This is a genomic window from Myxococcus sp. AS-1-15 (assembly GCF_020037055.1).
Taxonomy (GTDB): Bacteria; Myxococcota; Myxococcia; order Myxococcales; family Myxococcaceae; genus Myxococcus; species Myxococcus fulvus.
Genome location: NZ_JAIQDF010000009.1, coordinates 252,856 through 278,052, shown reverse-complemented (window position 1 = coordinate 278,052; position 25,197 = coordinate 252,856). Strand labels below are relative to the sequence as shown.

Annotated in this window: 23 protein-coding genes; 6 read left to right on the top strand and 17 right to left on the bottom strand. The window is 70.9% G+C overall.

Translation table 11 applies throughout. From position 1 onward, the window contains the following. The first annotated feature begins 123 nt into the window (after window positions 1-123). The 3 genes from fabF to K8625_RS24560 all read left to right on the top strand — a co-directional run bounded on the left by fabF (window position 124) and on the right by K8625_RS24560 (window position 4,220). Window positions 124-1,368 (top strand): beta-ketoacyl-ACP synthase II, encoded by a 1,245-nt coding sequence (gene fabF, locus K8625_RS24570; RefSeq protein WP_223745650.1) that lies wholly within the window; start codon window positions 124-126, stop codon window positions 1,366-1,368. A gap of 333 nt (window positions 1,369-1,701) precedes the next feature. Then, complete coding sequence (locus tag K8625_RS24565) at window positions 1,702-3,345, top strand: short-chain fatty acyl-CoA regulator family protein (protein WP_141325894.1); 1,644 nt, start codon at window positions 1,702-1,704, stop codon at window positions 3,343-3,345. A gap of 2 nt (window positions 3,346-3,347) precedes the next feature. Further along, on the top strand, window positions 3,348-4,220 hold the full coding sequence (locus tag K8625_RS24560; RefSeq protein WP_141325893.1) for a tetratricopeptide repeat protein: 873 nt from the start codon (window positions 3,348-3,350) through the stop codon (window positions 4,218-4,220). Between the two features lie 31 nt (window positions 4,221-4,251). Here the strand turns inward: K8625_RS24560 and K8625_RS24555 are convergent, their stop codons facing one another. The 3 genes from K8625_RS24555 to K8625_RS24545 form a co-directional block, all read right to left on the bottom strand. After that, window positions 4,252-4,698, bottom strand: coding sequence for a hypothetical protein (locus K8625_RS24555; protein WP_370640311.1), 447 nt, complete (start codon window positions 4,696-4,698; stop codon window positions 4,252-4,254). A 44-nt stretch (window positions 4,699-4,742) separates the two neighbouring features. Beyond that, on the bottom strand, window positions 4,743-5,525 hold the full coding sequence (locus K8625_RS24550) for a sulfite exporter TauE/SafE family protein (protein WP_046715030.1): 783 nt from the start codon (window positions 5,523-5,525) through the stop codon (window positions 4,743-4,745). Between the two features lie 126 nt (window positions 5,526-5,651). Further along, window positions 5,652-6,545 carry a zinc dependent phospholipase C family protein gene (locus K8625_RS24545; RefSeq protein ID WP_141325890.1) on the bottom strand — a complete coding sequence of 298 codons (894 nt, stop codon included), beginning with the start codon at window positions 6,543-6,545 and terminating at the stop codon, window positions 5,652-5,654. Window positions 6,546-6,677: 132 nt separating this feature from the next. Between K8625_RS24545 and K8625_RS24540 the strand changes: the two genes are divergently transcribed. Further along, window positions 6,678-8,270 (top strand): leucyl aminopeptidase, encoded by a 1,593-nt coding sequence (locus K8625_RS24540; protein WP_223784068.1) that lies wholly within the window; start codon window positions 6,678-6,680, stop codon window positions 8,268-8,270. A 135-nt stretch (window positions 8,271-8,405) separates the two neighbouring features. Here the strand turns inward: K8625_RS24540 and K8625_RS24535 are convergent, their stop codons facing one another. From K8625_RS24535 to ruvB, 6 genes are all read right to left on the bottom strand, one after another. Continuing rightward, a complete protein-coding gene (locus tag K8625_RS24535) occupies window positions 8,406-9,041 on the bottom strand; it encodes a hypothetical protein (protein ID WP_223745647.1) in 636 nt (211 codons plus the stop codon). A 57-nt stretch (window positions 9,042-9,098) separates the two neighbouring features. After that, entirely contained in the window at window positions 9,099-10,334 is a 1,236-nt protein-coding gene (locus K8625_RS24530; protein WP_223784067.1) for a DUF4388 domain-containing protein, read from the bottom strand. 25 nt (window positions 10,335-10,359) lie between these two features. Next, the gene (locus K8625_RS24525) at window positions 10,360-11,448 is read right to left on the bottom strand and encodes a thioredoxin domain-containing protein (RefSeq protein ID WP_370641965.1); all 1,089 of its coding nucleotides are present in this window, start codon (window positions 11,446-11,448) and stop codon (window positions 10,360-10,362) included. A gap of 62 nt (window positions 11,449-11,510) precedes the next feature. Beyond that, the gene (gene lpxC / locus K8625_RS24520) at window positions 11,511-12,455 is read right to left on the bottom strand and encodes a UDP-3-O-acyl-N-acetylglucosamine deacetylase (protein WP_046715035.1); all 945 of its coding nucleotides are present in this window, start codon (window positions 12,453-12,455) and stop codon (window positions 11,511-11,513) included. 484 nt (window positions 12,456-12,939) lie between these two features. Further along, on the bottom strand, window positions 12,940-14,436 hold the full coding sequence (locus K8625_RS24515; protein WP_223745643.1) for a hypothetical protein: 1,497 nt from the start codon (window positions 14,434-14,436) through the stop codon (window positions 12,940-12,942). Between the two features lie 13 nt (window positions 14,437-14,449). Then, window positions 14,450-15,481 carry a Holliday junction branch migration DNA helicase RuvB gene (ruvB, locus tag K8625_RS24510; protein ID WP_223745642.1) on the bottom strand — a complete coding sequence of 344 codons (1,032 nt, stop codon included), beginning with the start codon at window positions 15,479-15,481 and terminating at the stop codon, window positions 14,450-14,452. 296 nt (window positions 15,482-15,777) lie between these two features. Between ruvB and K8625_RS24505 the strand changes: the two genes are divergently transcribed. Next, a complete protein-coding gene (locus tag K8625_RS24505) occupies window positions 15,778-16,857 on the top strand; it encodes a hypothetical protein (protein WP_223745641.1) in 1,080 nt (359 codons plus the stop codon). A 7-nt stretch (window positions 16,858-16,864) separates the two neighbouring features. Here K8625_RS24505 and K8625_RS24500 read toward each other — a convergent pair whose 3' ends face one another. The 5 genes from K8625_RS24500 to K8625_RS24480 form a co-directional block, all read right to left on the bottom strand. Continuing rightward, complete coding sequence (locus tag K8625_RS24500) at window positions 16,865-18,328, bottom strand: ELWxxDGT repeat protein (protein WP_223784066.1); 1,464 nt, start codon at window positions 18,326-18,328, stop codon at window positions 16,865-16,867. A gap of 276 nt (window positions 18,329-18,604) precedes the next feature. Next, window positions 18,605-19,213, bottom strand: coding sequence for a Holliday junction branch migration protein RuvA (gene ruvA / locus K8625_RS24495; protein ID WP_141325881.1), 609 nt, complete (start codon window positions 19,211-19,213; stop codon window positions 18,605-18,607). After that, window positions 19,210-19,785: a crossover junction endodeoxyribonuclease RuvC gene (ruvC, locus tag K8625_RS24490; protein ID WP_223745639.1), complete on the bottom strand. Its 576-nt coding sequence runs from the start codon at window positions 19,783-19,785 to the stop codon at window positions 19,210-19,212. Before ruvC ends, ruvA begins: the two co-directional genes overlap by 4 nt. Before the next feature lie 23 nt (window positions 19,786-19,808). Next, window positions 19,809-20,558 carry a YebC/PmpR family DNA-binding transcriptional regulator gene (locus tag K8625_RS24485; RefSeq protein WP_223745638.1) on the bottom strand — a complete coding sequence of 250 codons (750 nt, stop codon included), beginning with the start codon at window positions 20,556-20,558 and terminating at the stop codon, window positions 19,809-19,811. 49 nt (window positions 20,559-20,607) lie between these two features. Next, the gene (locus K8625_RS24480) at window positions 20,608-21,732 is read right to left on the bottom strand and encodes a PleD family two-component system response regulator (RefSeq protein WP_223784065.1); all 1,125 of its coding nucleotides are present in this window, start codon (window positions 21,730-21,732) and stop codon (window positions 20,608-20,610) included. 105 nt (window positions 21,733-21,837) lie between these two features. On the opposite strand from K8625_RS24480, the gene K8625_RS24475 reads away from it, so the two are divergent. Continuing rightward, window positions 21,838-22,551 carry a hypothetical protein gene (locus K8625_RS24475; protein ID WP_223784140.1) on the top strand — a complete coding sequence of 238 codons (714 nt, stop codon included), beginning with the start codon at window positions 21,838-21,840 and terminating at the stop codon, window positions 22,549-22,551. Between the two features lies 1 nt (window position 22,552). Here K8625_RS24475 and K8625_RS24470 read toward each other — a convergent pair whose 3' ends face one another. The 3 genes from K8625_RS24470 to mutM form a co-directional block, all read right to left on the bottom strand. Further along, complete coding sequence (locus K8625_RS24470) at window positions 22,553-23,926, bottom strand: sigma-54 dependent transcriptional regulator (RefSeq protein ID WP_223745635.1); 1,374 nt, start codon at window positions 23,924-23,926, stop codon at window positions 22,553-22,555. A gap of 9 nt (window positions 23,927-23,935) precedes the next feature. Next, on the bottom strand, window positions 23,936-24,178 hold the full coding sequence (locus K8625_RS24465) for a hypothetical protein (RefSeq protein ID WP_046715044.1): 243 nt from the start codon (window positions 24,176-24,178) through the stop codon (window positions 23,936-23,938). Window positions 24,179-24,274: 96 nt separating this feature from the next. Beyond that, window positions 24,275-25,129, bottom strand: coding sequence for a bifunctional DNA-formamidopyrimidine glycosylase/DNA-(apurinic or apyrimidinic site) lyase (mutM, locus tag K8625_RS24460; protein ID WP_223784064.1), 855 nt, complete (start codon window positions 25,127-25,129; stop codon window positions 24,275-24,277). Window positions 25,130-25,197 lie beyond the last annotated feature (68 nt).

Here is a 25,197-nt window from a genome sequence, read left to right as displayed (position 1 = left end):
AGGCTTGCCAGATGGAATGATACCCATAATACAAAGGGGCATCGAGCGCACGTCGCGAAGAAGGAGGGCCCACGGACGGCCGGACCGTGTGTTCTCCTGGCGTGCCATGCAAGGGAGCGGCGGATGCAGAAGCGGCGCGTGGTGGTGACGGGACTGGGGCTCATCAGCCCCTGTGGGACGGGCGTGGAGAAGAGCTGGGAGGCGCTGGTGCGCGGCCAGAGCGGCGTGGGCCCCATTACCCTCTTCGACGCGAGCGCGCTCGACTGCCGCATCGCCGGCGAGGTGAAGGACTTCAAGGTCGAGGACCACATCGAGCGGCGCGAGGCCCGACGCATGGACCGCTTCGCCCACTTCGCCGTGGTGGCCTCCGACATGGCCCTGGAGGACTCGGGCCTGAAGGTCACCCCCGAGAACGCCGAGCGCATCGCCACCATCATCGGCTCGGGCATCGGTGGAATCGGAAGCCTGGAGGAGACGTTCCGCCGCGCGCTGGAGAAGGGGCCGGACCGCATCAGCCCCTTCTTCGTCCTGCAGATGATCATCAACATGGCCCCCGGCTATGTGAGCCTGCGCCATGGCCTCAAGGGCCCCTCCTGGGCGCCCAACTCCGCGTGCTCCACCAGCGCCCACGCCATCGGCGAGGCGATGCGCGGCATCCAGCGCGGCGACTTCGACGTGGCGGTGGCCGGAGGCGCCGAGGCCCCCATCTCCCTGCTCGGCGTCGGAGGCTTCGCCGCCATGCAGGCCTTGTCCCTGCGCAACGACGCGCCCCATGCCGCCAGTCGCCCCTTCGACGCGGACCGCGACGGCTTCGTGCTCGCCGAGGGCTCCGGCATGCTCGTCCTCGAGGAGCTGGAGCATGCACGCGCCCGCGGCGCCCGCATCCACGCGGAGCTCACCGGCTACGGCGCCAGCGCCGACGCGCACCACGTCACCGCGCCCGCCCCCGAGCACGAGGGCGCCCAACGCAGCATGCGCGCGGCCCTGAAGGACGCCGCCTTGCGCCCCGCCGACATCGGCTACATCAACGCGCACGGCACCTCCACGGACGTGGGCGACCTCATGGAGGTCCAGGGCATCCACCACGTCTTCGGCGACGCCGCGCGCTCCGTCGCCGTCTCCTCCACCAAGTCGATGACCGGCCACATGAACGGCGCGGCGGGCGCCGCGGAGGCCGTCATCAGCATCCTCGCCCTCACCCGGGGCCTGCTGCCGCCCACCATCAACCTGGAGCGGTTGGATCCACGCATCGACCTGGACTGCGTGCCCAACACCGCCCGGCCCGCCCAGGTCGACGCCGTCATGAGCAACTCCTTCGGCTTCGGCGGCACCAACGTGTCGCTCATCTTCCGAAGGCTGATCCCCTGAGCCCTGTCCCGCATCACCCCTGTAAACCGCGAAAACTCGTTTACCAACGCATGCGAACCGCATGCCGCATCGCGGCGGTAAACACTTGACAAGGTGCGTCGAGCACCGCCCGGAACGCACATCCGCGCGAGAACAAAGTGCAACGATTACATGTGGTTGCACATGCTCGACAGGTATCGGACAGGTGGCAGTTGGCTGTTCCGTCGCCGGCCGCACAGGGGGAGCGCGGTCGAAAAACGCTGATTGCAAATCGGTAAATCGATTTGCAAAGTGGTTGAAAGGGTCCGTGAGGCGCGAGGGCCAGGCGCGCCCTGTGGTGGACCCGACTCAGCCATGAACGACAACGCACTGAACGCCAACGTGGGCCTGAAGCTCCGGGGTCTGCGGCTCGCCCGCAACATCAAGCAGGCGGACGCGGCGAAGGACCTGGGGGTCTCCCCCGCCTACTTGAACCTCATCGAGAAGGGCAAGCGCGTGATGCCCTTCCCGCTGCTCTGGAAGGCCCTTCGCTACTTCGACCAGGACCCCGAGCAGTTCATGTCCACGCTGGGCGAGGGCCGGGTGGACGAGGCGCTCGCGAAGCTGCTCGACGAGCCGCTGCTCAAGAGCCTGGACATCGACCCGGAGTCGCTCCAGTCGCTGTCGGCCGAGCCGAAGCTCGCCGGCACCGTGGCCGCGCTCTTCAACCTCTACAAGAACACGCGCACGCAGCTGGAGAACGTGCTCGCGCAGCTCAACGTGGAGGAGCGCACGCGGACCCAAGGCAGCAGCGCCGGCAACGGCACGGTGCCCGGCGTGCGCTTCGACTACTCGCCCTTCGACGAGGTGAGTGACTTCCTGGAGACGCACCGCAACTACTTCCCCGAAATCGAGGAGCAGGCGGAGGCCCTGCGGCGCGACGTGAGCCTGGAGCGCCAGCTCACCAGCGGGCAGCTGATGCAGCTGTTGGAGAAGCGCTTCGGCTACCGCGTGCTCATCGACGCTTCGCCCAGCGGCTCGTCCGTGGTGCGGCGGCTGGACCCGGAGGAGCAGACGCTCACGCTGTCACCGGACCTCACCGAGCAGCCGCTGAAGTTTCAAATCGCCGCGTCCATCGGCCTGCTCATGCTGGACAAGGAGAAGCTGGTCGAGCGCATCCTCGGCGCGGGGCGCACCCGGCACGGCGAGACGACGCGGCTCATCAAGGTGAACCTGGCCAACTACTTCGCCGGCGCGCTGATGCTGCCGTACGGGGACTTCTTCAAGGAGGTGCAGCGCACGCGCTACGACGTGGAGCTGCTGTCGAGCATCTTCGGCTCCACCTACGAGACGGTGGCCCACCGGCTGTGCAACCTGTCGGACCCGAAGCGCCCGGGCATCCCGTTCCACTTCCTGCGCTCGGACATCGCCGGCAACATCTCCAAGCGCTACAGCGGCACCGGCATCCGCTTCGCCAGCGGCGGCGGCAGCTGCGGCAAGTGGGCCGTGCACCTGGCGTTCCTCAACCCGTCCCAGCTCACCCGGCAGTATTCGATGATGCCGGACGGCACCACGTACTTCTGCTTCGCCAAGGTGCAGCTGCAGCCGACGGAGGGCTCCATCGTCAAGGGCACCGCCTACTCCATCGGCCTGGGCACCCACGCGGAGAACGCGAAGTACCTGGCGTACGGTCTGCCCACCAATGACTTGCGCAAGGATGCCATCCCCTCCGGCATCTCCTGCCGCTTCTGCGAGCGCACCGACTGCAACCAGCGCGCGGCGGCCAGCTACCGCTTCGCCTTCGCGTTCGACGAGTACACGAAGAAGGACTGCTTCTTCTCCCCGCTGCTGGGCTACGAGCAGGCCGACAAGGTGGAGAAGGAGCGCCACGTCGGGGGTGCCCACGGCGCCACTGGAAATGGCGGCGGCGCTCAGCCAGGCGTCAATGGCGCTGACGGGAGCGAGAAGCACGATTCGTTGGACAAGGCGGCCCGGCGCCGCAAGGGTGGCGACGCGTGAGCATGCACCCGCCCGAAGACACCGAACGCGCCCATCTGCTGGAGGCGCTCCAGAAGCAGAAGAACCAGCTGGCCACCCTGCGCATCACCGGCACGCCCACCACCGTGGGCCAGGGCCTGGTGAGCCTGGCGGAGCTGCACGGCCTGCTCGAGGACCACGCCGCCAGCCGCCAGTGCTACGAGGAGGCGCTCGGGATGTTCCAGGAGGCCGGCTACAAGCCGGGCCTGGCCCAGGCGTACTTCGGCATGGGCGTGGCCAAGGCGAACTTCGAGGACCACCGCGGCGCGCTGGAGCTCATCGCCAAGGCCGCGATGCTCTTCAACGAGACCAAGGACCGCGAGGGCGAGGCGATGTGCCGCGCCTGCGTCGGCGAGTCCCTGCGCGCGCTGGGCCAGCCCGAGGCCGCCGAGGAGAAGTACCAGGAGGCGCTCATCCTCTACCGCCAGACGCGCAACACCGGGCGCACCGCGCGGCTGCTGCTCGACATCGGCGACATCCGCATGGAGAAGGCCGAGTACGAGCCGGCCCGGAAGCGCTTCCTCGAGGCGATTCCCCTGCTGGAGCAGGGCGACGACCCCGAGGCGCTCGCGCTGGGCCACCTGCTGCTCGGCGAGTCCGAGGGCCTGCTGGGCAACCACGAGGGCGCGCGCTCGCACCTGCTGCGCGCGGTGGAGCTGTACCAGGAGCTGCACGACCACGTGCACGAGGCGCGCGCCCGGTGGGACCTGGGCCTGTCCTGCTACTACACGCAGGACCTGCCCGCGGCCCGGGAGCAGCTGGAGGCCGTGCTGCCGCTCTACGAGGAGCAGGGGCGCATGGACGAGGTCGCCAAGGTGCGCAACATCCTCGCCCACTTCGCCGCCCGGGGCGCCTGAAGCGCCCCACCGCCTCACGGGGTGCCGCGCGTCACGCCTGGATGCCGGCCCCCACCGCCAGGGCCAACAGGCCCAGCACTCCCGCGGCGATGACGGCGTAGCGCCACTCTCCGCGCAGGCCCAGGAGCGTGCCCGCCACGCCCAGCCGCGCCACCGGCGTCACCAGCAGCAGCGACGCCGCCGCCTTGCGAAGCTGGTCGATGGCCACGTGCGTGCTCTCCGAGCCCGGCAGCGCCTCCAGCCCCAGCGACAGCACGAACATGCCGCCGCTGAGCACCGCGCCCACGCGCAGCACGCGGGCAATCCACCGGTCTCCGGCCAGCGCCCTGTCGCGCACGCGCGGGGTGCTCGGCGCGGGTGCCTCCAGGGTGCTCGCGGTGACGGGCTCCGACTCCAGCTCCGGCGCCGTCTCCGCCGCGGCCGGAGCGGACGTCGCCGCCACCGCGTTGTGCGTCAGCCTCGCAGGCTCCGCCATCACCGCGGAGACCGTTGGAGGTTCTTCTCCGTCCGGGTCCTCACCCCTCACTCCCAGATGCTCGGCCACAGTCCCGCCCCTCCCTTCCACAACATCTGCCCCGCCACCGTCAGCAGCACCAGCGCGAACAGCCGCTTGAGCACCGCCGTGGGGACCTTCGGCATCAGCCGGCTGCCCACATAGGCGCCGGCCAGCACGCCCACCACCAGCGGCGACACCAGCGCCAGCTTGAGGTGCCCGCGCAGCGCGTACGCGGCCACGCTCGCCGCGCCCGTCACGCCAATCATCAGGTTGCTCGTGGCGCTGGCCACCTTGAAGGGCACGTGCATGCCGTAGCTCATCAGCGGCACCTTCAGCGGCCCTCCGCCGACCCCCAGCAGCGCGGACAGGCCACCGGCCACGAACGAGCCGGAGATGCCCAGCGGATAGTTCGTCGGCTGGTAGTCGTCCAGCGTCGCCGGCTCGCGTCGGGGCGAGCGCAGCAGAATCATCTGCAGCGCCACGTAGAGCGTGAACAGGCCGAACACCACCGCCACCATCGCCGGCGCGATGAGCGCCGCGACGAGGCCCCCCGCGATGGCGCCCAGCACCGTGGCCAGCTCCAGCGTCAGCCCCAGCCGGATGTCACTCAGGTGGTTGTCCACATAGCCGGCGGCGGCCGCGCACGAGTTGGCCACCACGCACATGAGGCTCGCCGGCACCGCCTCCTCCAGCGGCAGCCCGAAGCCCAGCACCAGCGCGGGCACGAGCACGATGCCGCCCCCGATGCCGAGCATCGCTCCCAACGCCCCCGCGAGCCCGCCCACCACCATGAGGAGAAGTACCGTCATTCCTCCACGAGGATAGGAGCGGTGAGCCGCCTCGCACAGCGGCATTCCCCGACGGCAGGCAGGCTCGGCAGGACGGTTGCTCTGCGCGCGAAACGCCCTGGCACCGCAGGGCGTGGGGCGGGTGCGTCAAGCCGCTCGAACCCCCAGCGTTCCCTCGGGGAAGGCCTCCAGGAAGCGCGCCCGCGTCCGAGGCGTGAAGGTGCCCCTGGCCATGTAGCCGTGCAACCTCCGAAGGACTCCACGCGCCGACTCCAGCGCACCTTCGACCTCCTGGGCGAAGTCGAAGGTGTCGTTGCGATACAGCTCCTGGAAGGACAGGCGGGCGAAGGCGGGCAGCGCGCGCGTGCGGCCCACGGGGCTGGAGAGGAAGAGTCCGGAGACGTACAGCCCGCGCACCCAGCCATCCACGTCCGCCTTGGAGGGCGCCTGCCCCACGCGCTCCTGCGAGGACAGGCGCACCAGTTCGTAGATGCCCCGGCCGATGCCGCGCCACGGGAAGCCCGGGCTCTTCACCACCTGACACTTCTCGCGCAGCCGGGGCGTGCCGAGCAGGTCCACGCCGTGCAGCTCGCGCAGGTAGAAGAGCGTCTGCGCCCACTCGATGTCGCGGTGCGCCGCCAGCGCCCGCTCGCCCCGTCGGCGGTGCTTCACCACGAGCTGGTCGACGATGGGGTGCAGCCGGCGGTCCATGCACAGGTGCGTGAAGTAGCCGGACAGCAGGGCCAGTCCCGGCTCGGTGCCCACCAGCGCGCCCGTGGCGACGAGCTCCGCCATCTTCAGGCCGAAGCCCACCGGCGCGCGCTCGTGGTACAGCCGCGAGAACAGCGGCATCTCGCGCTCGGGCAGGAAGGCGGCGAGCCCGCCTCGGACGCCCTCGCACAGGGGCAGGTCCGGCAGCGCGGCGCCGAAGCGCGCGTAGGGCAGGTCCTCCGAGAGCGCACGCACCCACTCCGGAGGCAGCTCTCCGGGGTTGGCGGCCAACCGTTCGATGGCGGTCAGATGCATCAGCAAGGTGGGCATTGCCTGACTGCTACCCAGCCCCCCGCGGCAATGCAACGCTCGAATGAAATCCAACGCTTTGCGTGCAACAGGGCGGGCGTTACAGTCCGCGGCCTTTCGTCTTCCCTCATCCGTTCAGGAGTCCATCGGCCCATGAATTTCTCCTTCGTCTCCGGCGACGCCTCCCTTGCGAATGGCGAGCTGCTCGTCATCCCGCTCTTCGAGGGTGAGCTGGGTGAGGGTGCCCCGGCGGGTCTCGTCGCGGCGGACAGCGCGCTGGAGGGCCGCCTGCGCGGCGCCGCCACCCAGGAGGGCTTCAAGGCGAAGGCGGACCAGTCCCTGGTGATGCACACGCTCGGCCGCATCCCGGCGGGCCGGGTGCTGCTGTTGGGCCTGGGCAGCCGCGCGCGCTTCCACCCGGAGGTGCTGCGGCTGGCCGCCGGACGCGCGGCGAAGACGGCCCAGCGGCTGAAGGTGGCCTCGCTCGTGGTGGCGCTCCCCGTCACGGACGCGCAGGCGGACGCGGTGCGCGCGGTGGTGGAGGGGCTGGAGCTGGGCGCGTACAAGTTCGACAAGTACAAGTCCTCCGCGCGCGAGGAGAAGGGCGCGAAGAAGCCCGTCAAGGTGTCCCTGGTGCTGCCCGAGGGCGTGGAGAAGTCGCGTGACCTCGAGGACGCGCTCGCGCTGGGCAAGCGCGTGGCCGAGGCGGCCAACTGGGCGCGCGACCTGGTGAACGAGCCGCCCAACGCGGTGACGCCCACGGTGCTGGCCGAGGCGGCGCGCAAGTCCGCCAAGGAGCACGGGCTGAAGATCACCATCGGCGGTCAGCGCGAGATCGAGAAGCTGCGGATGGGCATGTTCCTGGGCGTCACGGCCGGGAGCACCGAGGAGCCGCGGCTCATCCACGTGGAGTACACGCCGAAGAACGCGCGCGACGCGAAGCGGCCTCCGCTGGCGCTGGTGGGCAAGGCGATCACCTTCGACTCGGGCGGCCTGTCGCTCAAGCCCACCGAGGGCATGGTGGACATGAAGACGGACATGGCGGGCTCGGCCGCGGTGCTGGGCGCCATGCAGGTCATCGCGCAGCTCAAGCCGCCCTTCCCCGTGCATGCCTTCATCGGCGCGTGCGAGAACATGCCGGCCGGCAACGCGTACAAGCCCGGTGACATCCTCACGTCGCGGCTGGGCAAGACGGTGGAGATCACCAACACGGACGCCGAGGGCCGGCTGGTGCTGGGCGACATGCTGACGTGGGCGTGCGAGCACAAGCCGTCCGCCGTCATCGACCTGGCCACGCTCACGGGCGCGTGCATCGTCGCGCTGGGCAACTACATCGTCGGCGCCTTCGGCGACGACGACGACACCGTCAACCAGGTGCTCCAGTCCGCGCGCACCGCGGGCGAGGAGATGTGGCGCCTGCCGGTGAGCGAGCTGCAGAAGGACGCGCTGCGCTCCGAGGTCGCCGACATGAAGAACTCCGGCGAGCGCTGGGGCGGCTCCATCAACGCCGCGCTGTTCCTCAAGGAGTTCGTCGGCGACACGCCGTGGGTGCACCTGGACATCGCGGGGCCGTCCAACAGCCCCAAGGAGCGCGGCTACCTCTCCAAGGGCGGCACCGGCGTGGGCGTGCGCACCCTGGTCGAGTGGGTGCGGCTGCGCGCGCAGACGCAGGGCGAAGAGGTGGCCGAGGCCCCCGCGAAGCCCGCTCGCCAGGCGCGCGGCGCGAAGAAGTCCACGCGCGGCTGACGCCTCCTGTCGGCGGTGTCCGCGAGCCCCACGCCTTCGTGGAGCTCGTGGCAGCGGCGCTTGCGCGTACCCCTCAGGCGCGCGGCGCCGCTCGAGGCTCGGGCGCGCCGGGCTGCCTCCAGCAACGGAGGAAGCTCAGGGACGCGCGGCCTGGGGCACCGTGCCCGGCAGCGGCTTCTTGCGCTCCGGCAGCGGCCGGATGCCCTGGATGAGGGCATCCACGTTCTGGATGTCACCGGCGGGCGCCAGCGCGGGCCAGGTGGCCAGCATCATCAGCACGCGGCCCTCCTGTCCCTCGCGCACGGCGACGCGGCCGTGCACGCCCTCCCCCACCTGGAAGTCGAAGCCCACCGCCTTGTCCGACAGCGCGAGCGGCACCGGGTCCGTGGTGGTGAAGCCCGGCTGCTGACGCAGGCCCTCCGCGAGCCGCTCGGCGAACTGGGTGGGTGACACCACCTCCGGCGCCACCTGCAGCACCACCTGCGCGTTGGAGGGCGGGTGGCGCAGGACGACGGGAATCGCTAATCCCTCCGGCGTGCGCTCGTTCGTCACCACCAGGTGCCACTCGTCGCTGGGGCGGATGATTTCGAACCCCAGCTCCTCGTCGACGTAGGGCCCGGACACCGACGCCGTCTGAGCCGCCACCGGGGGACCGGAGCCGCCCGTGCCCGGCTCCGTCGCCGCCGCGTCGGCCTTCACGGCCTGGCGCGAGCCACTGCACGCCGTGCCCAACACCAGGAAACCCCACGCCAGCTTCCGCAGAACACCCATGACACGCATCCCCCGACCACCAACGCCGTGGTCGCGAACGTGGCCATGTGGCGCCTGCTAGGCCAGCCCTCCCTGGAGGGTGCGGTAGGTGTTGGACAGCCGCTCCGCCACGTCCGGAGGCAGCACGTTGCGCGCGGTGAACAGCGCATAGGACACGATGGCGTCCAGCGCCTCCAGCGTCAGCGCCCGCGCCACGGCCTCACCACCTGACGCAAGGTTCGCCCGCAGCCGCGTCACGTCCACCCGCCCGTCCGGCCCGAGCACCACACCGGAGAACGCGTCCTCCAGCCCCGAGGGCGGCGCGTCGAGGAAGCCGCGCATCAAGTCCACGTCCTGCCCCGCGTCGCGCAGCGCGCGGTGGATGAGCGACAACAGCAGGTTGTAGCGCTCCTCCGCGGACAACAGCTCCCAGGCCATGCCCTCCACCGCGGGCGCCGGGGGCACGGCAGGCGCCGCGGGCTTCACCTGGAGGTGGCCCCCACGCACGCACTCCTCCAGCCACGTGAAGAACGTGTGCGCGCCGCTCTCGCGCACCAACCGCAGCTCGCCCACCGTCGTGCCGGAGCCCATCCGCTGGAAGAAGCGCTCCTCACCCGCGCGCGCGCCAGCAGGGCCCACCTCCACGCGCGTGTCGTCCGGGTAGCGGCGCCTGAGCCGCGACAGCTCCTCCGAGCGCTTGATGCCGGTGAGCACCAGGTCCCGCGTGCGCTCCGGCAGCTTCACCACGTCCGCCATGGGCGCGGGCCCCTCGACGAACAGGAAGCTGCCCTCCGTCAGCTCGAAGAGGCTCAGCACCACCTCGCGCACCACGTACGTCATGGCGCTGTAGAGGTTCGCCTCGGAGACCATGCCCTCGGACGTGAGCACCTGGCCGATGCGCCGCGACGGCGTCACGCGCGAGAGCGCCTGCGTGAGCTGCGCCTGCGTCACCAGCCCCAGCCGCACCAGCACCGCGCCCAGCCGCTCCCAGCGCTCCGTGGACGTGGCGAACACCACCTGCCCGTCCCGGAAGGACACCGTCCTGCGAACGGCGCCGTGCTGCACGGCCAACAGGCCGCTGCGGATGCCCGTCAGGACGTGGGCGAAGACCTCCTCCACGGACAACGTCCCGAGCGTCCCGGCCAGGAAGCCGGCGAAGCCCGAGGGCTCATGGAGGAGCACCATCCCCTCCGGCCCGTGGAACCAGGCCGAGAGGGGACGGGAGGAGGACAGGCCCTGGGAGAGCGACTTCTCCAGGTCGAGGGAAGCCGCCTCGCCGCCGAGCCGGGGCGTGGCCTTGGGTTTCTGGGCCACCGCCCGTGTCCTCCGTGCGTCGGGATTACTTCTGCGCCGTCGGCTTCAGCTCGGCGTCGATGATGCTCTTGAACTCCTCGAACGGCTGCGCGCCGGAGAGCATGACGCCGTTGATGAAGAACGCCGGCGTGCCGCTGACGCCGACCTTCTGCGCGTCCGCCATGTCCGTCTTCACGATGGTGGCCTTCTCACCGGAGTCCAGGCACTTGTCGAACTTGGCCTGGTCCAGCTGCAGCTCGCCCGCGTACTTCTTGAGGTTCTCCACCTGCAGGGCGCTCTGGCTGGCGAACAGCTTGTCGTGCATCTCCCAGAACTTGTTCTGGTCCGCCGCGCACAGCGACGCCTCGGCGGCCTTCTGCGCCTCCTTGTGGAAGTCGAGCGGGAACTGGCGGAACACCAGCTTCACCTTGCCGTCGTACTCCTTGAAGACCTGGTCCACGGCGGCGTTGGCGCGGCTGCAGAACGGGCACTGGAAGTCGCTGAACTCGACGATGGTGACGGGCGCGTTGTCCGGACCCTTCGACGGGCCGGTGGCGGCCACCTGCTTGCGCTCGGCCGGCGGGCGCGGCGGCTCGGGCAGGGTGATCTGCACGTTGGCGTTCTTGCGCAGCTCCGCGAACAGGGCCTGGGCGCGCTCCTGCTTGGGCTGCTGGGTGAGGAAGTCGACGATCTGCGGCTTCATCTGCTCGAACGTCGAGCCGGGGGGCAGCTGGCCCTTGGCGCCGTCGAAGACCTCCTTGATCTTCTCCTCGGTGGGCGCCTCGACCTTGTCGTCGATCTCCGCCTTGAGGAACTGGTCCTGGGAGATGCCGCGCTTCTTGGCCTCCGCGTCGACCAGCTTCTCGGTCACCATGCCCTCGAGGCCGCGCTTGCGCAGCTGGAACTTCTGCTTCTCGAGGTTGGCCAGGGGCTCCGAGACGCGCTCGTTGAGCTCCTTGTAGGTGATCTTCTGTCCGTCGCCGAACGTGGCGACCACGGTGTCCGGGGTGGGCTCACCCGGAGTGGCCGCGGCGGCGGCGGGAGCCTGCGCGGTGGCCGGCGCCTTCTCCTTGTTGCAACCGGCGGTGAACGAAGCCGCCAGCAGCGCGGCGAGGATGACGGGGGTTGGACGCATGGGCATAAGCCCGCGACTTAGTCGAGGCAGCCCCGACCTGCAAGGAAATGCAAGACGCCCTTTCAGGCGACGAGCGGCTCCAGCTCCAGCGCGCCAGCAAGCCCGGGCAGGCCCAGCTCCAGGCCCTCCACGTCGCGGCGACGCGCCGGGACAATCTCATAGCAGCTCGGGTCCGACAGGACCTTGCGCACCAGCTTGTGATTGAGCGCGTGCCCCGTCTTGTAGGCCGTCAGGTGGCCAATGACAGGCCTGCCGAACAGAGACACATCACCGATGGCGTCCAGGATCTTGTGACGCACGAACTCGTCGGTGAAGCGCAGGCCCTCGGGGTTGAGGATGGAGACCTCGTCCACGACGATGGCGTTGTCCAGCGAGCCGCCGCGCGCCAGGCCCAGGCTCTTGAGCTTCTCCACGTCGCGCAGGAAGCAGAACGTGCGCGCGCGGGAAATCTCGCGCGAGAAGTCCCGGTCGCTGAAGTCCAGGTCGAACGCCTGGCCCTGGATGACGGGGTGCTCGAAGTCGATGGTGCAGCTGATGCGGAAGTGGCGCGACGGGGTGAGCGAGGCCTGCTTGTCGCCGTCCACCACGGACACCGGCTTCTTGATGACGAGCAGCTCCTTGGGCGCGTCCAGCTCGCGGACGCCGGCCTCCTGGATGAGGGCCGCGAACGGGGCGGCGCTGCCATCCATGATGGGGACCTCCGGGCCGTCCAGCTCCACCCGGGCGTTGTCGATGCCCATGCCCGCCATGGCCGACATCAGGTGCTCCACCGTGGCCACCTTGGCGCCGTCGCGGCCCAGCGTCGTCGCCAGCACCGTGTCCACCACGTACTCCGCCAGGGCGGGGATGCTCACCGGCCGGGGCAGGTCCGTACGCACGAAGACGATGCCGTGCCCCGCGGGGGCCGGACGCAGCGTGAGCGTCACCTTCGCGCCCGAGTGGAGCCCGATGCCCTGGAGGCTGGCGGTCTTCGAGAGGGTGCGCTGGTTGTAGGAAGACGGGGGCATGTCGGTGTCGCCTCGTGGCTGCTCGTGCTGCGGGACTTCCGAACGGTCATCTGGCCAGATGGCGCCGGAATCGTTCAACAGTGGTCTGACGCGACGCGCAGATTCAGCAAGTGGCATGCCACGACCGCGTGACATCCCGGGGGCCTCCGTGGGGTCCTTGAGTGGTTCGAACCCGTTGGAATGGCTGGTCTTTTTCTGACATCGCGGTGGGTGTCCATCGTGGCCAGACACCCGCCCCCCGTTGGAGGCCCGGTGAAATCGCCCGAAACCGTGACATTGGTGTCCGGGATTCCATCACCGCCTCCGCCGCCGCCCATCACCGTGACGCGCTTCGTAACGAAGCGTGTCTTCCATGCAACACGGGGGCGTCCATAGCGCAAGGAACTGGCTGGAAGCAAACACGCCCCGTATGAGCACCCGTCGTGGGGGCTTGCGTCATACGGTGCGCGTGGGCGTGGGTCCTCGCAACCCCGTCCTGAGCGGCTCAGCGGGGCGCGGGGGCCACGAAGCGGTCCCTCAGGGCCTCGGCCTCCTGGCGGTCGAAGCCCCTGCCCTGCAGGAGGGTGCGGCGGCTGACAGCGTGGAAGGTGGACTCGAGCGTCTGGCTGAAGCGGCGCAGGTCCTCGGCGAGGCGGGAGCGGATGCCGGGGCCCTCGGGCGGCCAGGGCAGCTCCACCAGCAGCGCGGTGAAGCGGTCGAAGGCGTCGTAGTCCGCGTAGCGCAGCAGCTGGTAGCCGCCGTCGTGGAAGTAGCCCAGGAAGCTCTTGAGCGCGTCCAGGGCGCGCTCGGCGGCGGGGACGTCGTCGGCGCGCAGGTGGCCCTCGGCGGCGCGGCACAGCTGGGCGTAGACCCACAGGTCCTTGCGCAGCCGCAGCGCGGCGTCCTGGGGGCTCACCAGGTGGTCGAAGACGCCGTCCGTCAGCCCGCCGTTGGGCGCGAGCGACTCCACCAGCGCGACGACCTGCGTTCGCAGGAGCGTGGTGAAGGCGGCGGCGGCGCGCTGGGGCGCGTCCGGCTCGCGGTCCACGTGGGCGAGCACCTCCCGGCCGATGCGCTCGGCCTCCTTGGCCAGGTCCCGCGCGGCCCTCAGCGCGGCGGCCTGGAGCGCCTTGGAGCCCGCCCTGGGGGACAGCTCCGCGTGCATCCACGTGGCCAGGGCGTGCGTCTCGCTGCGCACCAGGGCCAGCAGCACCCGGACGCGGCGCGGCACGGGGGGCGTCCCTTCCGCGTCCACGTAGGACAGGTAGTGCAACAGCCGGAACAGGCCCAGGAAGGCGGTGGCGAAGGCCGTCCGCGGCTCCTCTGACATCTGTGACAGGGTGTCCAGGATGCGCACGGAGCGCAGCCGGTCGTACTCGACGCGGAACTCCAGCGGGCGGAAGGGCCGGAAGTAGCGGTTGAGGACGATCTCCTTCAGCGCGAGCTTGCCCAAATCCTGGAACAGGTTGAGCCGCGCGGTGGGCAGCTGGAGCAGGTGGTCCAGGAGGTTGCGGAGCGCGTCCAGGTCCTCTCGAAGCACGAAGAGGCTCTCCGGGGCGGTCTGCTGGTCCAGCTCCTCCTCGATGAGCGCGCGGCGCACCCGATCGTCGGCCAGCTGGGTCTCCACGTACTTGCGGAAGACCATCTTCTGGTCGCTGTCGGGGTCCTGCAGGTGGCGGGCGACGCGGATGGCGCGGTCCATGGCGTCGCGCACGTCCACCAGCTCCTCGTGGAAGTCGCGGGTGACGAGCGGCCGGTCCTTGGCGTCCACCACGGCGGTGAGGTTGAGGTAGCGCTCCACCGCGCGCAGCAGCATCTCGAACTCGAAGAGCAGCTCCTCGCGGCCATCCACCGGCACGCCGCGCAGCCAGCGCTCGCGCTCGGCGAGGAAGCCCGCGCGCGACGTCTGCGAGGCCCGCATCAGGTCCGCGTAGAAGTCACGCGCGACGCGGAGGGTGGTGGGTCCGGAGGCGGGAGACGCGGGAGAGGTGGCCTGGCTCATGGCTCGCGGGAGGTCAGAAGAGGCTGCCCTGGGGCGTGGGCGGTGGCTGCTTCTTGAAATACTGGTAGGTGCGGTGCGTGGCCATCCGGCCCCGGGGCGTGCGTTGGAGGAAGCCCTCCTGCATGAGGAAGGGCTCGTACACGTCCTCAATCGTATCGCGTTGCTCGCCCACGCTGGCGGCGATGGTCTCCACGCCCACCGGGCCCCCACCGAACTTGTCCAGGATGGTGAGGAGAATCTTCCGGTCCATGGAGTCCAAACCACTGGCGTCCACGCCCAGCCGGTCCAGGGACTTCTTGGCCAGCTCCAGGGAGATGCGGCCGTTGCCCTCCACCTCCGCGAAGTCGCGCAGCCGGCGCAGGAGCCGGTTGACGATGCGGGGCGTGCCGCGCGAGCGCGTGGCCACCTCGCGCGCGGCGTCCCTGTCCAGCGGGATGCCTAGGATGCGCGCGGAGCGGTGGAGGATGAGCTCCAGCGCCTGGGCGTCGTAGTACTCCAGGCGCTCCTGAATCTGGAACCTGTCGCGAAGCGGCGACGTGAGCAGGCCCGTGCGCGTGGTGGCGCCGATGAGCGTGAAGGGCGGCAAGTCGATCTTCATCGCCCGGGCGGCCGGCCCCGTGTCGATGGTGATGTCCAGCCGGAAGTCCTCCATCGCCGGGTAGAGGTACTCCTCCACGGCGGCGTTGAGGCGGTGGATTTCATCGATGAAGAGGACGTCGCGCGCGTTCAGATTGGTGAGCAGACCGGCCAGATCCCCCTTGCGCTCCAGCGCCGGGCCGCTGGTGACGTGGATGCCCACGCCCAGCTCGTTGGCGATGATGTGCGCCAGCGACGTCTTGCCCAGGCCCGGGGGCCCGGAGAACAGGCAGTGGTCCAGCGCGTCGCCCCGGCTCCTGGCCGCCTGCACGTAGACCTTGAGCTTCTCGACGACGGAGCCCTGCCCCACGTACTCGTCGAACGAGCGCGGACGCAGGGAGGCCTCGAGCCGGACGTCCTCCGGGAGGACCTCTTCGGAGAGAGTGTCGGACTTCCTCGCCATGACCATGTGACCCTATACAGGAAGGCCGCGCGTGTCGCCCACATCCTCGGAGCAAGCCCCCCGGGACGCCCCGGAGACCAGCCGACCGGCGAGCGGGAGCCCGCCCCGGACGCCCGTCGACGCACGGGCGCCCTCTGCTCGCGGTGAGGCCGCCCGGCAGGCGCGCCTGTGGACTGGCGGACGCTCGTGAGAAACACGTCCCAGGCGACTTGGCGGGACGGCCCGGGGGCGCGAGAACATGCCCTCGCGAATCACCTTTCCGGTCGCCAAGGTCATCGACCTCTCGCAGTCACGGTGAGCCCATGAGCCAGAGCCCCGCGTTCCGTCCCCTGCCCTTCCTCGCCGAGGCCCACGCCGAGACGCTGCCCGGCCCGCGCCTCCAGAAGCTGCGCCGCGCGGCGCTCCAGGCCCGCGAGCGCTTCGTCCAGGAGGGCCCGGTGGCGGCGGTGGCCACGTGCGAGCTCGTCACCTTCCCCTACCCGTCGCTGTTCGCCTTCAGCGGCGCGGCCAGTTCGCCGGCGCCCTACGTGATGATGACCCACCGCATGCAGGTGGTGCAGTTCGTGGACGCGAACGGCGAGCGGCGCACGCTCCTGTTCAACCCCTCCGACTACGAGCGGGGACAGGCGGCGCCCTTCTACCGCTCGCTGCGGGAGCGCTACGGCGCGTTCGTCTCCGACAAGGTCATGTCCACCCAGCACGGCACGGTGCAGAGCCACCTGGCCTCGCTGGGGCTGACGCCCGGGGACGTGGACTTCCTCGCCTTCGACCACCTGCACATCCAGGATTTGCGCGGGTGGCTGGGCGGTGACGGCCTGTCCGCGTACTTCCCGCGCGCGAAGCTGCTGGTGCAGCGCGCGGAGTGGGAGATGGTGAAGGACCTGCACCCCATGCAGTCGGTGTGGTTCGTCCCCGGCGGCGCGGACATCCCCGAGGAGCGCGTGGTGCTGCTGGACGGGCACACGTGGCTGGGCACGGGCGCGGCCATCCTGAGCACGCCGGGCCACACGCGCGGCAACATGTCCCTGGCGGTGGCCACCTCGCGCGAGGTGTTCGTCACCAGCGAGAACGGCGTGGCCACGGAGAGCTACACGCCGCTGCTCTCCGCCATCCCCGGGGTGCGCCGCTTCGCCGAGCACATGGGCTGGGAGGTTGTGCTCAACGGCAACAGCCGCGAGGACTCCCTGCTGCAATACTCCTCCATGGTGGTGGAGAAGCTCTTCGCCGGGCCCTCCGCGGTGGAGGGCGCCTTCGTGAACTTCCATCCGTCCTCGCTGCTGACGTCCCACCTGCTGGCGCCGGGGCTGTCGCCCACCATCGTCCTGCCCGCGCCCAACTTCGGCGACGTGCGGCCCACGCCCGCGAGCCGCCGCGCCGCCTGAGGGGACTTCAGCAGCCCTTCCCACCCCGGGGGCCCGCGCACGGCCACGCGCCGTGGAGCGGCAACACCCAGAGCGCCTCGCCCACGGCGGCCTCGTTGGCGAGGAAGAACACGTCGCGGCCCGAGCGCACGAACGAGCGGGGGTTCGACGACGACGCACCGGGGGCGATGTCCGTCATCCGGCGCGTGTTCCACAGCCAGCCATCGCTCTTCCACGCCTCGCGGCCATGCGCGGCGGTGGTCGCCGAGAAGAACAGCCAGCCGTCCTGCGCCACCAGCTGCCGCGGCTCGCTGCCCTCCGGTCCCCACTGGAGGTCCCAGACCATCCACGTGCCCAGGGCCGTGCCGTCGCTGCGCCACAGCTCGCGCCCGCGCCAGCCGTCCTCCGCCGCGAAGTACAGCACGCCGTCCATGGCGACCAGGTCCGAGGGCAGCGAGCCCTTCGGCCCCGGCCAGATATCCCGCACCATGCGGGTTCCCTGCGTCGTGCCGTCGCTGCGCCACAGCTCGCCGCCGTGCCGCGTGTCGCCCAGCTCGCCATAGTTGCCGTCCGAGCCCGCATGGAAGAACACCTGGTCCCCCAGCGCGGTCAGCTCCGAGGGCGCCCCGCCGCTGAAGTCGCGCACCTTCGTCGCGACGGCCTGACGCCCCGCCACCACCCACAGCTCCACGATGCCCTCTCCCGTGTCGCGCACGAAGAAGAGCCGACGCTCCACCGCCGTCAGCGAGTCGAACACGCCCACGGCCGAGCGGAACACCTCGCGCGTCTCGCCGCTCGGCTCGACCACCCAGAGCACCGCGGCCTCGGCGTCGTAGGAGACCAGCGCGAGCCGCTCACCCCAGGCCGTCAGCTGCAACACGTCACTGCCGGGGATGAACGCGTGCACCCGCCGAGTGCCGGACGCGGTGCCGTCCGTGCGCCACAGCTCCTGGCCATTTCCCGGCGCCTCCGCGAGGAAGTAGACGTGAGTGCCCACGCGGGTGAGCGCGCGCGGCGCCGAGCCCCGCTCGCCCGGCCACACGTCCAGCACCCGCACCGTGCCCGCCTCCGTGCCGTCCGTGCGCCACAGCTCCGGCCCCTGCAGCCCGTCATCCGCCGCGAAGAGCACCCAGCGCCCCAGCGCCGTCAGGTAGCGCGGCACCGAGCCCTGCGCTCCCGCCCGGATGTCCTTCACCAGGCCCGCGCAGCCACCGCCACCCGGGCTGCTCCACAGCTCGCGGCCCTGCTCCTGCGAGTCCGCGCTGAAGAACAGCCGGTCCACGCCGCGCACCAGCCACTCCGGCTTCGTGCCCGAGGGCATCACCCGCTCCGACGCGCAGGCGCGGCCCGCCGCCACCACCTCGGCCCGCGCGGACTCCACCGCCGCCTCGCCCTCCGCGTCGACGCCTTCGACCGCGGGACCACACCCCACCGCGAGGAGCCCTCCCCAAAGAACGGACACGAGCACCGGGATGCCACGCCATGCCTTCATGTGAGCAACTCCTTGTCCTGCGTGAGGCCGCGACCCCACCGCTGTGGCTGGAAAGTGTCACCAGTGGCGGAACTCGCTACTCACCGAGGGAACCGGGAGGCTCAGGGTGTCCGCCATGCTGCGACGTAGGCCAACAGGTGCCACGCGGAGGACACCGGGCCCGTCGGACCTCGGACCGTTTCGATTTCTTAGAGGAGAAACGGTTGTGCGGGCTGTCCAGGGAGGTCTTGAATTGGCCTCCTGGCTACACCCGGGGACGAGGCTGTCCGGAAGGCATCAGCCCCCTGCCCGGAGGGACTTGAGGGCTTCGCGGAACAGGTCCTGGAAGGAAGCGTCGGCGCCCAGCCGGCTGGTGGCGAGCTCCGCGGCCTTCTCCGCCTGCGGGGGCTTGTAGCCCAGGTTGAGGAGGGCGGAGACCAGGTCGGACTGGGTGGCGCTGGCGGGTGCGGGGGCGGTGCCCCGGGACACCGCCTCCAGGTGGACGTTCTTCATCTTGTCCTTGAGCTCCAGCACCAGCCGCTCGGCGGTCTTCTTCCCGACGCCGTGGATCTTCGCCAGCCGGGCCACCTCGCCGCGGGACAGGGCCGCCACCAGCTCCGGCACCTCCATGCCGGACAGCACGCCCAGCGCCATGCGGGGGCCCACGCGGGAGACGCCGTTGAGCAGCAGGAAGACGTCCTCCTCGGCCTTGGAGAGGAAGCCGAACAGCTCGAAGGCGTCCTCGCGCACCACCGTGCGGATGCGCACCTCCACCGGCTGGCCTTCCGGGGGCAGCTTGCCCAGCGACAGGGTGGAGAGGTTCACCCGGTAGCCCACGCCCTGCACGTCGATGACGGCGTCCTCGGCGTCCTTCTCCAGCACCACTCCCCGCAACCGAGCAATCATCCCGCCTCCGGACGCCGATAGGACGGCGCCAGCCTGTCCGCGAGCAGCGCCGCGGCGCCCTTGCGCTTCTTCGTGGTCGGGCCCGCCGTGGGAATGGCGGACCGGCCGTGATTGAGGTGGCACAGGGCCACGGCCAGGGCGTCGCTCGCGTCCGCGCGCCCCAGGTCCACCGCCTGCAGCCCCAGCAACGTCTTCACCATGCGCGACACGGCGTCCTTGCCGTCCGCGCCGCCGGCGCCCACCGACTTCTTCACCTTCGCGGGCGGGTACTCGAAGACGGGCAGCGCCACCTGGGCCGCCGCCAGCAGCGCCACGCCGCGCGCGTGTCCCAGCACCAGCGCGCTGCGCGCGTTGCGGAAGGTGAACACCCCCTCCACGGCCACCGCCGCCGGACGGAAGTGCGCCAGCTGGGCGCTGAGCGCCGCGTGCAGCTCCTTCAGGCGGAAGGCCAGGGGCGCGCTCTCGTCGACCTTGATGACGCCGTGGCCCACGTGCACCAGGCGGCCCCGCTTCTCTTCCACCACGCCGTAGCCCATGAAGCGGCTGCCGGGGTCCACACCGAGGACGCGCACCGTTGACTCCGTTCCACCCGCCGCTACTGCGACAAGGACTCCATCAGGGACTCCTCGATCTCGAAGTTCGCGTGCACGTTCTGCACGTCGTCGTTCTCGTCGAGCGCATCCATCAGCTTGAGCATCTTCCTGGCGTTGTCGCCGTCGAGCTGGAGCGTATTCTGCGGCAGATACACCCACTTCTGCTCGCCCAGCGGAAGGCCCCCGGATTCCAGGGCCGTGGCCACCGTGTGCAGGTCCGCCGGCGCACAGCGCACCTCGAAGCCTTCCGCGCCCTGGGGCACCACGTCCTCGGCGCCCGCCTCCAGCGCCTTCTCCAGCACCGTGTCCTCGGAGGGGCCCGGCTTGACGGTGACGACGCCCTTCTTCTGGAACATCCAGGCCACCGCGCCCTCGGCGCCCAGGTTGCCGCCGTGACGGCCGAACGCGGAGCGCACGTCCGCGGAGGTGCGGTTGCGGTTGTCGGTGACGCACTCGACGAGCACGGCCGCGCCGCCGGGGCCGTAGCCCTCGTACATCACCTCTTCGTAGCTCTCCCCTTCCAGTTCACCGGTGCCCTTCTTGATGGCGCGCTCGATGGTGTCCTTGGGGATGTTGGCGTCGCGGGCCAGGCCCAGCGCCACGCGCAGGCGCGCGTTGCCAGCGGGGTCTCCTCCTCCGAGCCTCGCGGAGACGGTGATCTCCTTGATGACCTTCGAATAGAGCTTGCCCTTGGTCGCGCCCATCGCGGCCTTCTGGCGCTTGATCTTCGACCACCGATTGTGACCGGACATGGAAGGTGTCGCCTCGTGGCGGCCTTGTCTCCCAGCCCGGGGCGCGGAGTCAAACCCCTCGTCGGTCCGCGTCCGGTTCCGTCACGCTGGCCCCGGGCTCCACCGAGGGCAGGGGCTCGAAGAAGCCGGGCACGTCGCCCGAGCCCGCCCCGCGCTCGCGCTCCTCCATGAGGCAGGCGGGGACGAGCACGCCCAGCGCGAACAGCCGCGTGGCCGCCTCGTACGTCACCACCTCCGGGAAGTCGCACTCGAGCAGCACGGCGCGCACCGTGCGTCGTCCATCGAACAGCCTCACCAGCACGCCCACGTCCTCGGGCAGCGTGGAGAGCTCCCGCGCGAGCCGCGCGAAGTCCACCGTGAGCCGCGACGCCAGCGGCAGGCCGCGCGCCCTGAGCGCCTCGAAGCGCTCCAGCGCCGGCAATACCGTCTCGCACAGATAGGCCCGGTCCATGGTGAACGAGCCCTTGTGCAGCTCCGGCCCCAGCGCCACCGCGTAGTCGCCGTGGGCGAAGCCCAGCATCCTCCGGAACGCGAGGCTGCCGCGCACGCCGTGGAACATGGCGTCCACCACCAGCCCGTGCCGGAACGAGAACCAGCCCTCGCCCTCCGCCAGCACCACCCGCCCGGAGCGCACGCCCGACAGCAGCGCCCGCGTCACCTTCGTCAGCGGCAGCCGCGCGGTGTGGGACTCGAAGGTGGACTCGCCCGTGGCCCGCTCCGACTTGAGCCTCGCCAGCGCCACCACGTCCTCCACGTCCACCGGCCGCGCCAGGTAGTCGTCCGCGCCCACGCCAGCGGCCAGGTCCCGGTGGAACTCCTCCTCGCGCCGGGCCAGCAGCAACACCGGCACGCGAGAGGTGCGCGCGTCCGCGCGGAGCTGTCCGCACAGGCTGAAGCCGTCACCGTCCGGCAACTCCACCTCGGCGATGACCAGCCGCGGCAACGGCCCGTCCCAGGCCAGCGCCTCCAGCGCGCCGCGCACGTCGCCCACCAGCAGCGCCTCGAAGCCCGCCTCCACCAGGGCCACCGCCAGCGCCGACTGCGCGGGCGCGTCCGAGTCCACCAGCAGCACCCGCGCCCGGCTCCGCCCTCCGCGACGGCGCGAGCCCACCTCCGAGGGCACCGGGTCCTCGGAAGAGCTCGACAGGGGGAGATGAGGAAGCGCGTCAGCCATGGATAACGAATTATTCCAGCGAAGTTCGACAACTTCGCAACCTGGACACAAGTCCTCGGAATCGTTGGGTTTCCGTCACCTCCCTGGCGCGGTAGGGTGCGCGGCATGACGCGCTCGAGCCCTCGCTCCGTCCTGGTGTCCACACTGCTCCTGGCCTCCGCCGCCTTTGCTCAACAGGGCGCCACCGGGCAACCGGGGGAGGCGGGTTCGGTCAGCGTGGAGCAGACGGCGATGGAGTCCGCGGAGGACCGGCTGGGCGCGGTGATTGCGCCGGTGACGCTGCCAGCCGGGGTGACGGCGGTGTACGGCTACGCGGGCGCGCCGGAGCTGGGCGTGGGCTTCCGCCAGGGCCTGTCGTTGCTGGAGCTGGAGGCGCGGGCGCGCTTCAACTGGTTCCAACTGTCCGCGGCGCTGGAGCTGGTGGGCCGGGTGAAGGTGATGGACAACGGCACGGTGTCCATGGCGCCCACGCTGGGGCTGGGCGTGGTGCTCAACTCCGGCTCCACGTACATGGACGACCAGAACTTCTCGGGTGTGCTCTTGCGCCTGTCGCCCGGGCTGGTGGTGGGCTGGCGGGTGGCGGAGACGGTGACCCTCCTGGGCCTGGTCGACGTGCCCGTGGACGTGGGCCTCTCCAAGTCCGAGTCGCGGCGCGCGCAGGTGCTCGGCGGCGGAGGCGTGGAGGTGTACCTGGGCAACGACGTGTCCATCCTGCTCGCGGGGCAGCTGGGCCTGGAGACGTTCCGCGAGCGCGTGGGCCTCTCCGACACGCGGCTGGGCTGGGGCGTGAAGGCGGGCCTGGGGGCGCGCCTGTTCTGACTCACGTCAGGCCGTAGCGCTCCAGCTTCTTGAGCAGCCCCTGCCGCGACAGGCCGAGCGCCTCCGCGGTGTGTGTGCGGTTGTTGTGACAGCGCTCCAGCGCGCTCTCGATTTCACGGCGCTCCAGCGCCTCCACCTTCGCGGCCAGGGTGGTGCCGCCCGACGTGCTCGCGCGTGGCCGCTCGCTGCCGGTGAAGGACAGGTCCTCGGGCTGGAGCTCGCGGCGCTCTCCGGCCAGCACGGACGCGCGCTGCATCTCGTGGCGCAGCTCGCGCAGGTTGCCGGGCCACGCGTGCGCGGCGAGCGCCTCCGCGGCGGCGTCCGAGAGCAGCCGCGCCCGGCCATCCGGACACAGGTGCGCGCACTGGTTGAGGAAGTGCTTGGCGAGCAACGGCAGGTCGGTGGCGCGCTCGCGCAGCGGCGGCAGGCGGACCTCCACGCCCTTGACGCGCCAGTAGAGGTCCTCGCGGAAGGTGCCCTCCTGGAGCATGCGGCCCAGGTCACGGTGCGTGGCCGTGACGAGGCGCACGTCCACGTGGACGGGGCGGTCCGCGCCCACCGGCAGGAGGTCTCCGGTCTCCAGCGCGCGCAGCACCTTGACCTGGAGCGAGGGCGTCATGTCCCCGAGCTCATCGAGGAACAGCGTGCCGCCGTCCGCCTCCGCGAAGAGTCCGCGGTGGTCTTTCGTGGCGCCGGTGAAGCTGCCCTTCACGTGGCCGAAGAGCGCGCTCTCCAGCAGCGTCTCCGGCAGCGCGCCGCAGTTGACCGGGATGAAGGGCCCCGCGTGGCGGCGGCTCTTGAGATGCACGGTGCGCGCGAGCAGCTCCTTGCCCGTGCCGTTCTCGCCCGTGACGAGGACGGGCAAATCACTGGCGGCCACGCGCTCGGCCAGCGACACGGCGGCGAGGAACGCGGCGCTCTGCCCCACCATCGCCGCGTCCGCCGAGGCGCGCTCCAGGGACGTGCGCAGCGTCTCCACGCGCCGCTCCAGCGTCACGCGGGCGAGCGCGCGCTGCACGACGACGAGCAGCACGTCCGGGTCCACCGGCTTGGTGAGGAAGTCATGCGCGCCCAGGCGGATGGCCTCCAGCGAGTGGCGGGTGTCGCCCGCGCCGGAGACGACGATGACCTTGGCGCCGGGCCGCGCATCGAGCAGCGCCGCCAGTCCCTCCAGGCCCGCGGAGACGCTGCCATCCGGCGGCAGCATCAAGTCCAGCAGGACCAGGGGGAAGTCGCGCGCGTCGAAGGCGGCGCGGGCGGAGGGACGGTCGCCGGCCTCCACCACTTCGTAGCCCGCGTCACGCAGCAGGCGGCCGTAGACCTTGCGGAAGGCGGCGTCGTCGTCGACGAGCAGCAGCGGCTGGGCGGGGGCCATGATGGGCGCTCAGTCCGGCAGGGGCGCCTGGCGCGGGGTGCCCAAGAGTTCCAGGGTCCTCAGGGCCACCTGGATGAGCGTCTGGGCGCAGGGCTCGCAGCCGCCGCCACAGCAGCGGGGCCAGCGGCCCTCCGGGTTGCGCAGCAGCGGGCGCACACAGGATTGGTAGTAGCTGGGAAAGCCCAGCTCCTCACTGGCGCGGGCCAGCGCGGAGTCGAGCTCGGACGGTGCGGGCGCGGGGACGTCGGACACAGCCACTTCATAACAGCGTGGCGGCGGGAAGCGCAGCGGGGGCGTGCCGGGGACAAGCCTTGCTGCCGTGCGCGAGAAGCCCGGGCGATGGGCGCCCTACCAGAGTACGCCCTGGGTCGGCCCCGTGGCGGTGCCCTCCTCGGGCTGACAGTGGGGACACCAGTGCGTGTTCCTCCCGCCGACGCGCTCGTGGGTGATGGGGGTGGCACAGCTCGGACAGGGGGCGCCGGTGCGCTCGAAGACGTTGCGCCGATGCTTCGCCTGGCCCTTCACGCCGAACAAATCCCGCTGCGTGCCTCGCAGCGCGAGCCCCTCCTCGAGCACGGTCCGCGTCGACTGGTACAGCCGTGACACCTCGTCGCGAGACAGCGAGGTCACCAGACGCCGTGGGTCGAGTCCCGCGCGCCACAGGCTCTCGTCCGCGTCGCGGTTGCCCAGCCCGGCGATGATGCGCTGGTTGAGCAGCACCGTCTTGAGCGGGCTCCTGCGTCGACCGAGACGGCGCGCGAGCAACTCGGGCGTGAAGGCCGGGTCGAGGACCTCCGGCCCCAGCTCCTCGAGCTTCAGCCTCGCGGACAGCTCCGCCGTGGGCCCCACCGCCACGCGCGCGTAGCCCAGCGTGTCAGTGAGGTGGAGCGCCTCGCCGTCCTCCAACGTCAGGACGACGAGCGTCTCGGAGGGGCGCTCGGCGCCGCCTGGCCGCAATGACAGCTCGCCCCAGAGCATGAAGTGGAGGGCGAGCGTCTGTCCGTCATCGAGCCCCAACAGGATGAACTTGGCCCGTCGCCGCGCGTCGACGATTCGCCGGCCCCGGAGCGCCGTGACGAAGTCCTCCGGAGAGGGGAAGCGGACCGCCGCGGGCGCGAGCACCTCGACGTCGGCGATCCGCCGGCCGAGAACCGCTTGCCGCAGGTCTCGTGTGATGATTTCGACTTCGGGGACCTCGGCCATCCCGTCTCACGACCTCCGTCCTCCTTACTGTCGTGCGAGGAAGGCGCTGCGCCAGTCACATGACGATG